The sequence below is a fragment of the Anaerorudis cellulosivorans genome (assembly GCF_025943985.1).
GTDB lineage: Bacteria > Bacteroidota > Bacteroidia > Bacteroidales > Dysgonomonadaceae > Anaerorudis > Anaerorudis cellulosivorans.
In genome coordinates this window covers 19,127-32,136 of sequence record NZ_JAPCWE010000007.1, presented here as the reverse complement: position 1 = coordinate 32,136, position 13,010 = coordinate 19,127, and the positions used below count along the sequence as shown (strand labels likewise).

The 13,010-nt window shown below is 44.3% G+C and carries 13 protein-coding genes; 6 read left to right on the top strand and 7 right to left on the bottom strand.

Annotation, left to right across the window (positions count from 1 at the left end):
- Positions 1–102 precede the first annotated feature (102 nt).
- Entirely contained in the window at positions 103–1,560 is a 1,458-nt protein-coding gene (locus OLM34_RS05300) for a glycoside hydrolase family 130 protein (protein ID WP_264405728.1), read from the top strand.
- 43 nt (positions 1,561–1,603) lie between these two features.
- Positions 1,604–1,780, top strand: a complete 177-nt coding sequence (locus tag OLM34_RS05295) for a hypothetical protein (RefSeq protein ID WP_264405727.1) — start codon at positions 1,604–1,606, stop codon at positions 1,778–1,780.
- 66 nt (positions 1,781–1,846) lie between these two features.
- On the opposite strand, the gene OLM34_RS05290 is transcribed toward OLM34_RS05295, so the two are convergent.
- The 6 genes from OLM34_RS05290 to OLM34_RS05265 all read right to left on the bottom strand — a co-directional run bounded on the left by OLM34_RS05290 (position 1,847) and on the right by OLM34_RS05265 (position 8,519).
- Positions 1,847–4,114, bottom strand: a complete 2,268-nt coding sequence (locus tag OLM34_RS05290; RefSeq protein WP_264405726.1) for a glycosyltransferase family 4 protein — start codon at positions 4,112–4,114, stop codon at positions 1,847–1,849.
- Between the two features lie 210 nt (positions 4,115–4,324).
- Positions 4,325–5,608: a phosphopyruvate hydratase gene (eno, locus tag OLM34_RS05285; RefSeq protein WP_264405725.1), complete on the bottom strand. Its 1,284-nt coding sequence runs from the start codon at positions 5,606–5,608 to the stop codon at positions 4,325–4,327.
- 93 nt (positions 5,609–5,701) lie between these two features.
- Positions 5,702–6,298: a MarC family protein gene (locus OLM34_RS05280; protein WP_264405723.1), complete on the bottom strand. Its 597-nt coding sequence runs from the start codon at positions 6,296–6,298 to the stop codon at positions 5,702–5,704.
- Between the two features lie 73 nt (positions 6,299–6,371).
- Positions 6,372–7,562: a glycosyltransferase family 2 protein gene (locus OLM34_RS05275; RefSeq protein WP_264405722.1), complete on the bottom strand. Its 1,191-nt coding sequence runs from the start codon at positions 7,560–7,562 to the stop codon at positions 6,372–6,374.
- An 84-nt stretch (positions 7,563–7,646) separates the two neighbouring features.
- Complete coding sequence (locus OLM34_RS05270; RefSeq protein WP_264405720.1) at positions 7,647–8,282, bottom strand: OmpH/Skp family outer membrane protein; 636 nt, start codon at positions 8,280–8,282, stop codon at positions 7,647–7,649.
- Between the two features lie 12 nt (positions 8,283–8,294).
- The gene (locus OLM34_RS05265) at positions 8,295–8,519 is read right to left on the bottom strand and encodes a hypothetical protein (protein ID WP_264405719.1); all 225 of its coding nucleotides are present in this window, start codon (positions 8,517–8,519) and stop codon (positions 8,295–8,297) included.
- Between the two features lie 216 nt (positions 8,520–8,735).
- On the opposite strand from OLM34_RS05265, the gene OLM34_RS05260 reads away from it, so the two are divergent.
- The 4 genes from OLM34_RS05260 to tatC all read left to right on the top strand — a co-directional run bounded on the left by OLM34_RS05260 (position 8,736) and on the right by tatC (position 12,562).
- Positions 8,736–10,151, top strand: coding sequence for an aminoacyl-histidine dipeptidase (locus tag OLM34_RS05260; RefSeq protein WP_264405717.1), 1,416 nt, complete (start codon positions 8,736–8,738; stop codon positions 10,149–10,151).
- A 64-nt stretch (positions 10,152–10,215) separates the two neighbouring features.
- On the top strand, positions 10,216–11,265 hold the full coding sequence (locus OLM34_RS05255) for an endonuclease/exonuclease/phosphatase family protein (RefSeq protein ID WP_264405716.1): 1,050 nt from the start codon (positions 10,216–10,218) through the stop codon (positions 11,263–11,265).
- A gap of 118 nt (positions 11,266–11,383) precedes the next feature.
- Entirely contained in the window at positions 11,384–11,584 is a 201-nt protein-coding gene (locus OLM34_RS05250; protein ID WP_264405715.1) for a Sec-independent protein translocase subunit TatA/TatB, read from the top strand.
- Positions 11,585–11,734: 150 nt separating this feature from the next.
- Positions 11,735–12,562 (top strand): twin-arginine translocase subunit TatC, encoded by an 828-nt coding sequence (tatC, locus tag OLM34_RS05245; protein WP_264405714.1) that lies wholly within the window; start codon positions 11,735–11,737, stop codon positions 12,560–12,562.
- Positions 12,563–12,626: 64 nt separating this feature from the next.
- Here tatC and OLM34_RS05240 read toward each other — a convergent pair whose 3' ends face one another.
- Positions 12,627–13,010: a RidA family protein gene (locus tag OLM34_RS05240; protein ID WP_264405713.1), complete on the bottom strand. Its 384-nt coding sequence runs from the start codon at positions 13,008–13,010 to the stop codon at positions 12,627–12,629.

Here is a 13,010-nt window from a genome sequence, read left to right as displayed (position 1 = left end):
TTTTTCGAAAAAACGGCATGAAGAGGGTTTTGAGGCGTTTTTGAAGCGATTTATAGGGTTATTTCCCGTAATAGGGTTAACTTTGCCTTCAAAAAAGAGAAGATGAGTTTAAGGGTTAACAGAAAAGAGACGGTTATCTATCCGGATATTAATCGGGTATTTGCACGATTTTTTTTCAATGGCGAGGAGCGTGCCGAGATGTTGATAAAGAATATCCTTGCCATGCCGGATGCTCAAGTCGATGTTCTACTGATGCAGACCCTTCGGGAATTTTCGAAACGTCACCGCAGCATCACCGGCATTTTTAAAAGACATTTTCAGAAGGTTAAATATATTGTTGACAGGGTAAATACCGGGAAAAATATTTCCGAAATCAGGAAATTGCTCATTGGTTCCTATTTTACCATGGAATATGCCGTCGAGTCGGCTGCCCTTTTTAATCCATCGATAGTGAAAGATATCGATCAAAGTGGTCTGCAAAAAGGCGAAGTACGGGTTATTCTGAGTCTTCGTGCAACCGGTGAGGGACATATCTCCTCGTTGGTTTTTCGTAGTGCCGTCATCGATGCCGATAATAATGTGCTTGTACAAGAACCGGCAAATCATATAGGAACGGCTGAAGTAATCAAAGATAAATTATACGAGAAAAGGCGATTCATCAGCAAATTGAAGGATATGGAAGTTGCCGAAGAGTTGTACAATCTTGTTTTGAAAGGGCTTCCCGACAAGTTTACGTATGATCAGCTTTTCAGCGTCGTTAACAAAGTCAGGGAAGGTAATCATTTGACGATGGAAAAGCAAAAAGTCTTGGAAGAATTTCTTTGGCTTGCCGAATCGCATACCGAAGTGCGATTTTCGTTAGACACCGATTTGAGCGAGCGGGTGATTTTTCCCATTTCGCAATACGAAAAAAACGGGATCGAAGATGCACGTTTCGTAAAATTTACGAAAGATAACGGCGATTTCACGTATTATGGAACCTATACCGCTTACGATGGCTACCATATTCTTCCGAAACTGATCGAAACCAAGGATTTTTATTCGTTCCGGATTATGCCGTTGCATGGTAAGTATGCCGTGGATAAAAATTTGGCTCTGTTTCCCCGCAAAATAAATGGCAAATATGCCATGATCAGCCGTATTGACGGTATCAACAATTACATCATGTTTTCCGATAATCTGCAGGTTTGGTCTCATGCCGAAATTTTGCAGCAACCGCTTTATCCGTGGGAACTGGTGCAGATAGGCAATGCGGGTTCGCCCATCGAAACCGACAGGGGATGGTTGTTGATTACCCACGGTGTGGGTCCGGTACGGAAATATTGTCTTGGTGCTTGCCTGCTCGATCTGAATGATCCGACGCAAGTTATCGGGCGCACCAAGGAACCGTTGCTTATACCGGCCGAAAACGAACGTGCAGGGTATGTGCCCAACGTGGTTTATTCCTGCGGAAGTTATGTTCATAACGGCGAACTGATCATTCCTTATGCCATGAGCGATTTCGCCACTACTTTTGCCGGTGTTAATCTGAATGATTTGCTGGATGAGATCATGAGTTAAGCTGAAATTTTCTTCTGCCCGTCGTCTGCAATAAGAACGATCGATGAGGCAGACATTCGACAACCTTGGGGTCGATTTCTTCATCCTTCCCGTATCCTTTTTCGATGATGCCATTGAGTTTCCTTTCGTGAGCGAGTCTTTCGTGAGTGAGTTTTTGGTGGCAAAATCGGCTCCGCCCCGGTATATTTTTACCGCACCGTTTTTTATTTCTTCTCAATGACAGGGTTCGGGTTTCCTAATCAATCGGGATAATCAATGTCATAAGCAATTATTTTTCAGTAAAAGATTATCTGGACAAAAGGGCTTCATTTTCCTGGGCTGCAAGAATGGTAAGGTGCGAAATCCAATAGGCCAACGTACTTTCGGCACCCTGATTGCGGTTTATTCCCGTTTCTTCCAGTCCGTCGCAGCATCCCTTGGTTTCGTGGTCGTACAACGGCAAACGGAGCGAGTTTTCGCCCAGGAACCACAAATAACACTTAAACATTTTCTCCAAATATTCGGTCTCTTTTGTGATTTGAAACAGTTGATAGTAAAGCAATATCATTGCCATGACGTCAATCGATTGCTGTGCATATTCCGATACGCTACCGCCTTTCCTATACCAACTTTTGTTCCCGATCGGCATGAAATAATCGGTTTTCAGGGTTAACGACTCCAAAAAGCGGGTAGTTTTCAGTCCGATATCGAACCATTCGCGATTGCCGGTAATTTCGTATGCCGAAAACAGCGCCAGCGGAATGATGGCGTTGTCGTAGGTAACCACATCTTCAAACCACTCCCAATCTTCGCCGCTGTTATTTTTATAGGATTCCGTGATCACCGAAACAAGGTTGCCCATGCGGTTTACCATCGCTTCGTCGTCCGGTGCCCCTTTCAGATAATGGCTGATGCCGATAATGGTATTGGCTGCTCCACGTATGCTTCGTATTTTTTCGAAATAGGGAACGGTGCGGAAAAACAATTCCCTTCCGAGTTGCCGGAAAGCGTCATGAGGTGGAAATCTCAGCAGGTATCCCAGTGCCCAGACTGTTCTTCCGAATGAATCTTCCGAACCTTTTTCATCGAGATACTGTCTGCTGAAGCTGAGAAAATTTCTGAAATTTCCGTCCGGAAGTTGCATATAATGAATAAAACTCAGATAAACCGGTATAAGGGAGAGCGTTTCCCTGTCTTTGGTTTGCCGATAAGCCATCGTTGTCATCAGCAACGCTCGCGAGTTATCGTCCACACAATACCCTTCTTTCAGGTTGGGAATCCCGTACTTGGCATGTTGAACAATTCCGGTATCGTCTGTCAGTCGGCGAATGTGCTCCAGCGTATAAGAGGGCAACATGCGGATATCGATTGTCTGTTTTTCGTTTATTTTTTCTTCCTTTTCCCGGTTGTTTTTTACGTATTCGCAAAGCGACAGGTACTTTTTCCCGATTTTCGGCCATCGGATTTTTTTGCCGTATTCGTATGCTTTTCTGCGAATCTCTTCAAGCTTTTTTTCGTCCTCAACCAATTCGAGCAATATGTCGGCAAGTTCGTCCGAATTTTTAAATCCGAACAATCGTCCTCTTCCTTCATCGAGCAATTCCTGTGCATGCCAATAGGGTGTGGAAACTACGGCACATCCTGCTCCTACGGCATACGAAAGGGTTCCGCTGGTAATTTGGGCTTCATTCAAATAAGGGGTAATGTAGATATCGCAGGCTTGAAGATATTCAAACAGTTGCTCTTCGGTGACAAATTCGTTGTCGAAATAGACATTTTTTTCGAGACCGAGTTTTTTTACCAACCTGAGCAGATAGTCGCGATATTCTTCACCCGAGTATTTTAACACATTGGGATGCGTTGCGCCCAACACCAGATAAAGCACATCGGGGTGTTTTTCTACCACCTTCGGGAGAGCATTGATTACCGTTTCGATGCCTTTGTTGCGGCTCAGCAGACCGAATGTCAGCAATACTTTTCGTCCCGTAAGTCTGTGTTTGTGTTTGGCTGTTTGGCGCGACATCCGCTCAAATTCGGGAACGCCGTGTTCGATGATGGCAATTTTTTCGCGGGGAATATGATAGATTTCTTCCAAAAATCGAACCGCGCGTTTACTCATTACAACAATACGTGCTGCCTGTTTCCCGATTTCTTCAACTATAGCCCGCTGCGTGTAGGAGGGTTCTTTCAAAACAGTATGGAAGGTCACAATGAGGGGAATTTCGAGTCGGTGTATCAGCGGGAGTATAAAAACGCCGTCGTCACCGCCAAAAATACCGAATTCGTGTTGAAGCACACACACTTCGGCGTCGCTGTAATTAATAAATTTGGCAGCATTGATGTAATCGGGTTGGTGATTTTGACGGATAACGAAGTTGACCTCTTCGGGATAATCATATGTTGCGTCATCTTCGTTGAGGGCAATTACCATGGCATGTTGGGTAATTTTCCTGCTTGCGGTATTTTGCACAATTGCTTTTATGAGGTTATGGGTAAATGTCCCGATGCCGCAGCGGCGGGGAGGATAAGTTCCGATAAATGCTATTTTCATTTCGTTTGTTTTTTTGATTTTCATATGTGTCGTATTTTTTATGATGTCGATTTAAAAAAAATCGAGACGGTTAATTAGAAAACGCCTTACCCCAGTGGAATGTTCGCATTGGAAAAAATACGAAAGTATTCAACTTTTTAAAAGAACGCGATTTTTCGATCAGGACAACAAAAAACCACCGATTTTGCCGGTGGTCTTTTGTCTTTAAGAAGGAAACGGATTCCCTCCCGTTTCTTATCTGATTTTCTTGTAACCGTAAACTGCGCGGTTGCCCAGCTCTTCTTCGATACGGAGCAATTGGTTGTATTTGGCCATCCGGTCCGAACGGCTCAGCGAGCCTGTTTTAATTTGACCGGAATTGGTGGCTACCGCAATGTCGGCAATGGTTGCATCTTCCGTTTCACCCGAACGGTGAGAAGTAACGGTGGTGTAACCGTGACGTTGAGCCATTTCGATGGCATTTAACGTTTCGGTGAGCGTCCCGATCTGATTAACCTTGATCAGGATGGAGTTTGCACATCCCATTTTGATCCCTTTTTCAAGGAATTCCACATTGGTTACAAACAAATCGTCACCTACCAACTGGCACTTGCTGCCGATTTTTTCGGTAAGCAGTTTCCAGCCTTCCCAATCGTTTTCGCTCATGCCGTCTTCGATAGAGTCGATGGGGTATTTTGTGATCAGTTGTTCAAGGTATTCAACCTGTTCGGCAGAGGTTCTCTTTTTGCCTTTATTGCCTTCAAACTTCGTATAATCATAAATTCCGTCTTGGTAGAATTCCGATGAAGCGCAGTCGAGCCCGATCATGACATCCTTACCCGGTTCGTAACCGGCATTGCGAATGGCAGTGAGGATAGAATCGAGGGCTTCTTCCGTACCTCCGGCAAGATTGGGCGCAAAACCACCTTCATCACCCACAGCCGTGCTCAACCCTTTGTCGTGAAGCACTTTCTTCAGCGCATGAAATACTTCGGCACCCATACGCAGTCCTTCGCTGAAAGAAGGCGCACCTACCGGGCGAATCATGAATTCCTGAAAAGCAATGGGAGCGTCGGAATGCGAACCGCCATTGATGATATTCATCATGGGAACAGGCAGTACATAGGCATTTGCCCCGCCGATATAACGATACAACGGCAGTCCCAGATAGTCGGCTGCAGCTTTGGCAACTGCCAGCGAAACACCCAAAATGGCGTTGGCACCAAGGTTGGATTTTGTTTTTGTTCCGTCCAATTCCAACATTTTGGCATCAATTCCGCGTTGATCCAATGCACTCATTCCGATTAATGCGGGTGCAATTACTTCGTTGACATTCTTTACGGCTTTTAAAACGCCTTTGCCACCGTATCTTTTTTTATCTCCGTCGCGAAGTTCCAATGCTTCGTTTTCGCCTGTTGATGCCCCGGAAGGTACAGCGGCACGGCCAAATGCACCCGATTCGGTGTAAACATCTACTTCAACTGTCGGATTTCCTCTCGAATCCAGGATTTCGCGTCCTAAAATACTTACAATTCTCATGTTGGTTTGATTTTATAATTTGATTTTATAAATTAATGAACTATCCTTTATCTGTTTTTTGTTTCGCAAATGTACTTATTTTTTGTTGAAAAACTACGAAAAAGAAGCAATGAGTGCACTCATATTCGACGTGATCAAGCGTATGGAAATGGCCATGAGGATGATGCCGAAAAATTTGCGAATGATGTAAACCCCGCTGGCTCCCATCAATTTTTTCACCACATCCAGGTAGCGCAATACGGCAAAAACCAGTATCATATTGAGCGCAACGGCGATAATGATGTTGATGATATGGTATTCTGCCCGCATGGAAATGAGGGTGGTAAATGTGCCGGGTCCGGCTATCAGCGGGAAAACCACAGGCACCAGCGTAGAAGAACCATCGCCGTCGGGATTATCGTTTTTAAAGATTTCCACCCCCAATATCATCTCGATGGAAATAATGAGGATGACCAATGCTCCGGCAACGGCAAACGACGATACATCGACCTGAAACAAGTTCAGAATCCCATCACCGACAAAAAGAAAGAGAAGTAAGATAAAAAACGAATAAAGAGCCGATTTGGTAGGATGAATAATCTTGTTTTTGCTTTTCAAATTCAGAAAAATGGGCACCGATCCCGTTACATCGATAATGGCAAACAGAACCAAAAAGGCACTCACTATTTCTACTCCGTTTAATCCGAACATATAGGCAATTTTTGAATTTGGAATAAAGAAAGCCGGCAATTACATATTGAATACAAAAATACGTTTTTACGGCTTAATTTCCAATATATGTTGAATAATTGTTATTACAGGTATCCAACGTCTCCGGATTAAAATAGCCTTGATGGGCAAAATTAAGATATTTAATGATGAAAAAGGCATTGAAATGGTGAAAAAACCGTTTGCGAAATGAAACGATTGAGGCACAGTTGGCCTTGCAGTCCATAATATCGGCTTTCATCCGATTGCGCCGGATAAATTCGTGCAAAGACGGGTGCAGTTGCGTAATCTGTGCTTCAACTTCATTTTCGGGTTGTTCGAAAAACAGTGCAATTCGGTCGAAAAATTCTTTCAGCGCCACAAAAGCGTCCATCGCATACACCTTTATTCGGCCGTCGGGTTCGGCTATGATTTTTTGCAACGCCGGACCCGTGCCAAACGGTACCCTTTCCGAGAAACGTGCCATCGGATATACAAATACATCGTCCAATACGGCTACTTTTCCCATCGGAAATATTTTTTGCAAGAAGTAAAAATCTTCTCCTCCTTGCTGCCTTCCCATCCCGCCGGCACGTACATAGGCATCGGCGGTGACTGCAAAGGCCGACCCTATGGTGTGATAGTAATACGGAAAGCCGGTAAATTTCAACGCTTTCTCGAAATACCGGAGATAACCCTCATACTCGCGGATGGCTTTTTCGAGGATTTCGTCGTTGTTTTGTACCCGGTGACGAAAATTGTGGATGCTGCAACACACCTTTTTGTCCTGAAAAGCCCGATAAATATCCCGGAGATAATTTTCCGAAACGCCACAATCGGCATCCAACGAAACGAGGATTCCCTTTGGGTTGCCCGTTTTATGAAAATAATCGACAGCCAAATCCATTCCTATTTTTCGGGCTAATCCCACACCGCCATGCTTTTTGGGAAGATTTTCAACAATAACCGGCACAAAAAGCAGGCGGTCGGTCGAAAAGGTTTGGGAAAATTGCTGCACCTCACGGTACGTTTTTCTGTTTTGATCCACAGCCTCTTTGTTCGATTTTACCGTTGAATTGATCACCACTACAACCATGGTGTTTGTTTCGGGTGGGTCGCATCTGGTAAGGTCGGTAAGGGTGAAGTTCAGCTCATATTCGTCGTAACACGGTATTACCACCGCCATATCGGCCATAAATTGCTCGGGAAGCGACGGTTGAAGATATTCGCTTCGCTGTTTTTGGAGATATGCCGGCCAATGTTTCATAAATGATTACACAAAGGTAAGAATAAAAAATAAGGCTCTTTGTCAGTAAAGAACCTCATTTCGTATCGCATTTGGAAGTTGTTTTTATTTCTTTTTTTCTGTTGCCGGAGCCACGGTGGCCGGCCCATATTTGTTGTTCAAAAAACGAATGACTTCTCGGGTAATGTCGTATTTTTTATCGGCATACAGAATATTGTCGGATGCCGTATTGCTGAAGATGATTTCGTAATTCTTGTCCTTATTGAATTCGACAAGATTGGCCTTAATGGTATCGGCCAATTGAAGGTTCAGCTTTTGTTGCTCCAATGCAAATTCTTGCGAGAGTTTTTGTGCCGTTTGCTGATATTCCTGTTGCATTTTCAGGATGCGCTGTTGTTCTTGCTCAGCCCTTTCCTGGCTCAAAAAAGCATTGTTTTGCAGTTTGCGTTGAAATTCCTGGGCTGCGGCATTCAACTGGGTTTCTTTTTGGTTTAGCGTTGCCCGTGAACTTTCTTCTTTCCGCATCAATGCTTCATTCAGATCCTTTGCGAAATTATAATTTGTCAGGAGCGAATCTACGTTGACATAAGCAACGGGCAATATAAATGTTGAGTCGCCGGGATTAAACCGGATTTGCATTTTTTGGTCGGACGAAGGCTGCGAAGTAAAAAACAAAAGATAAAGCGCAATAAGTCCGACGCCCAGCACGCCATTAACGATGTAAAAATACGAATGCTTCATGATTTCTTCGATTTATTTGGGGTTGTTCGATTTCAACATGAGTTCCACAGGACTTACTTTAGCACGCATTTGTGCATCTTGCGAGGTAGCACAACCTATTCCTCTTTCCTTCATAGCTTTATTTTCGCCAATGTGAATATCGGGAAATTTCCCTTCTTTTGTGAAGAAAACTTTCACTCCCATGAACAAAACAGCGATAAAAAGTAAAACGGCACCAATAAGAATTGTTTTTATCATGCTTTCTATTTTTTAGTTATCAGTCTCGATTGCGATTTCGGTTTATAGTCGAATTGCACTGCAAAGATAGTTTAATTACAGAATTAAACCATATTTTTTTGGTCATAAAGAGCTATTTTTTTTGTCGGACGGAAGTTTTCTTGTAATTTTAGCACATCAAACCAAACAAGAATGCGAATTTGGCGCAAATACAAATTAACCGAAAAATAAACGATTATGACGATCAACGAATTGGAACCCAAGGAAGTTTGGGGCTATTTTCATGAGATTACCCAAATCCCCAGACCTTCCAAAAAAGAAGAAAAAATTAGAGCCTATTTACTCGACTTTGCCCGGAAAAACAACCTCGAAGCTAAACAGGATAGGGCGGGAAACGTACTGATTACCAAGCCTGCCGTACCCGGAAAGGAACACGTGCCTACCGTTATTCTTCAGGCGCACATGGATATGGTGTGCGAAAAAAACAATGAGGTTGTTCACGATTTCGACACCGACCCCATTGAAACGGTTATCGATGGCGATTGGGTGAGAGCCGAGGGTACCACTCTGGGAGCCGACAACGGCATGGGTATAGCTGCCGCTTTGGCTGTTTTGGCATCGAAAGACATTGCACACGGAAAAATCGAAGCTCTCTTCACCGTTGACGAAGAGACCGGGCTTACGGGAGCCAATTTGTTGGAAGATAATTTTCTTACCGGAAATATCTTGTTGAACCTGGATACCGAGGAGGAAGGTCAAATTTATATCGGTTGTGCCGGAGGAAAAAATACCGTGGCGCGTTTCACCTGGAAACCCAAACCGGCACCCGAAGGTTATTTTTGGTTTAAGGTACAGGTGAAGGGACTTCGTGGAGGGCACTCGGGTAGCGATATCGATAAAGGACTCGGTAATGCCAATAAAATTCTGACCCGTTTTTTGTATGCTTTCCTCGATGAAAAATATAAACCGGCGCTTGTCGAAATTGGCGGGGGAAATCTGCATAATGCCATTCCGCGTGAAGCGTATGCCATAGCCGGCGTAAAAGACAGGTACAAAGAAAACGTACGCGTGAAATTGAATACGTTTCTTGCCGAAATACAAGAAGAATATCAAGCAGTTGAGCCGAATTTGAATATGTTGCTCGAATCGGTGGAGGTACCCTCAACGATTATCGACGGCAACACGGCAGAGCATTTGATTCTGGCTTTGTATGCCTGTCCCCACGGCGTGTTGAGAATGAGTAGCGCCATTCCCGGTCTTGTGGAAACGTCAACCAATCTTGCCGCGGTAAAGATGCTCGATAATCAGGTAATCGAAGTGGTTACCAGTCAGCGCAGTTCGGTTGAATCGAGCAAGGAAGACGCGGCAAACATGGTGACCTCGGTGTTTCGCCTTGCCGGTGCCGAAGTAACGCACAGTGACGGTTATCCCGGATGGAAGCCCAATCCCGATTCCGAAATATTGAAGAAAGCGACGGAGATCTATCGAGATCTGTTTAACAAAATGCCGGAGGTGAAGGCTATTCATGCCGGATTGGAGTGTGGTCTCTTTCTTGATAAATATCCGCAGTTGGACATGATTTCCATTGGCCCTACCATGACCGATGTGCATTCGCCCAACGAAAAAGTGCATATTCCTTCCGTTGCCAAATGATGGACTTTCTTGGTGAAATTGCTGGAAAACATTTCGGCATAAAGCGGCTGAGCGAAAGCGACACATGAGCATCCGCCGACCCATTTTCCGCTTACCCGGCCAAGCCGTGGTTTTGACCGTGTTGACGATTCTTCTGAGTGTGAGGTCTTTGGCTCAGGAAAATTTCAGGATCGTGTTTTATAATGTGGAGAATCTTTTTGACGTGTACGATGACCCGGCAAAAAACGATGAGGATTTTCTTCCCGAAGGAAAATTTCGTTGGACAGGATGGAAATATGGGAAAAAGTTGAAAAACATTACGCGTGTAATTACCGCTGTCGGCGGCATGCAGTCGCCGGCACTGGTGGGATTGTGCGAAGTGGAGAACGATAAGGTGATTTCCGATCTCACGGCAAAGTCGCCCCTGCGTGCTCAGCGCTACGATTATATCGTTACCGATTCGCCCGACGAACGGGGAATCGATGTGGCGCTTCTTTATCAGCGCCATCGGTTCAACCTTCTCGAAAAGAACGAATACCGCATTCATTTTTCCAACCCTGCTACCGGGCCCTCACGCCATATTCTTCATGCCGCAGGGCAACTGGTAAACGGCGATACGCTCGACGTGTTTGTTTGCCATTTCCCTTCGCGCAGGGGAGGGCAGCGTGCAAGTGAACCGGCTCGCCGTGATGCGGCCTTGTTGTTGCGCAACAAAACCGACAGTTTGTTTCGTTTACGTCGGCATTCCCATATTGTCATCATGGGCGATTTCAACGATCATCCCGACGATAAAAGTCTTTCGCGTGTACTCGGTGCACAAAAGTTGAGCCATCCCGTCACCGCGAAGGGGTTGTACAACCTGTTTTTTCATCGGATGAAAAAAATCGATTTCGGTACCTATAAATTTCAAGGGCGATGGGAGGTGTTGGATCAGTTTATCGTGAGCGGAGATTTGTTGTCGCCAACCTCTTCCGTTGTGCTCAAAAACCACGAGGCAACGGTTTTCAACGCCGATTTTTTGTTGGAGGAAGATAAAAACGGACGGAAGCGACCCTATCGCACCTACATGGGGCCTGTCTATAAGGGTGGTTTCAGCGATCATTTGCCGATATATATCGATTTACGCATCAAGTAAAATTATTTTGCCCGCATTTTAAAACTTTATCTTAATTTCATTGCCCATCTAAAGAATTAATTCTATTTTTGTGTGCAATAGCAATTAACAAATTAAACAATTTAACGAAAGCAGACGTATGAATCCATTACTTTTTAATTTAAACGGCTGGGAAATACCTATTATCGTGTTGGTTATTTTACTTTTATTCGGAGGCAAAAAAATTCCCGAATTAATGAGTGGGTTGGGAAAGGGCATTCGCAGCTTCAAAAAAGGCTTAAACGATATAGAAGAGGATATTAAATCGGATCCCACAGATAATAAAACCACCGCCAATTGATATACAAAGCAGGGACGTAACGCATGCACGCCATACGATGTATGCGTATTGATTCCTCCAATTGATATATAAAAGCACGGACGTGTTGGTGAGCGGGTTGCTCGGATATTTTTTATCGGAACAAAAAAATTATAGGGATAACAGAGATCGATGAGTGAGAAAGAAATGTCCTTTTGGGATCATCTTGAAGAATTCCGATGGACTTTAATACGAATTATTATTGGCATTGCCGTTCTTACCGTTGTGGGGCTGATTATCATGCCGAAAATATTCGATTCCGTTATTCTGGCTCCCCGTTCCTCCGATTTTATTACGTATCGTTTCCTGGAAAACGCAAGTAAGTACATCCCCTTTATGCCGGATTTTTCTGCGCAGTCTTTCAATGTCAAGATATTGAATATTAACATGACCACGCAGTTTATGACCTATATTTCCACTTCTTTTGCATTTGCCATTCTTTTATCCATCCCCTATATTTTATACCAAATATGGAAATTTGTCAGTCCGGCTCTCTATGAAAATGAAATCAAAGGTGTCAAAACGGCATTCGCTTTTGGCGGAGTGATGTTTGTTTTGGGATGTCTTGTAGGCTACTTTATTGTTTTTCCCCTTATTTTCCGGTTTTTGATTACGTTCGAATTAAGCGAAGCCATTGAGAATATGATTTCGCTCGATTCCTACATGAGCAATTTCTACACGTTGATCCTGATTATGGGGGTTGTTTTCGAACTTCCGTTGTTGTGTTGGTTGCTGTCCAATCTCGGACTTATTTACCGTTCTTTCTTCAAAAAATATCGCCGACACGCCATTGTGGGAGCGTTGTTACTCGCCGCTCTTATAACTCCTTCGGGCGATCCCTTCTCCCTTTTTGTGGTAACTGTTCCGCTCTATTTGTTGTGGGAAATCAGTGCTTTGGTGGTGAAGAAGGATCCCGTGGAAGAACCCGGGCAGGAAATCGTGCCGACAGTGTTCGAGTAAATAACATCATTTAACGACAATACCTTCCCATGTCAATTTTCTCTCTCGTAGGTGTGCGTAATCGTTAGGGACATTTTGCGGCAATAACTTCAATCTCCACCAGCGCATCTTTAGGAATCGCTTTCACGGCAACAGCCGAACGGGCGGGAAATGTTCCGGCGAATTGTCCGGCATACACTGCATTCATTTCGTTGAAAAGCGACATATCGGCCAAAAATACGGTGGTTTTTACAATATGATCCATCGTCAAACCGGCTTCGGCCAAAATAGCCTCGATGTTTTTGAATACCTGTTCGGTTTGTTCTTTTATGCCCCCCGCCACAATCGATCCCGTTGCGGGATCAATGGGCAGTTGACCCGAAACAAAAACCAATGCCTCGGTTGCGATTGCCTGTGAATAGGGACCTATGGCTGCCGGAGCCTGTTGAGTAGCGATCGATTTTTTCAT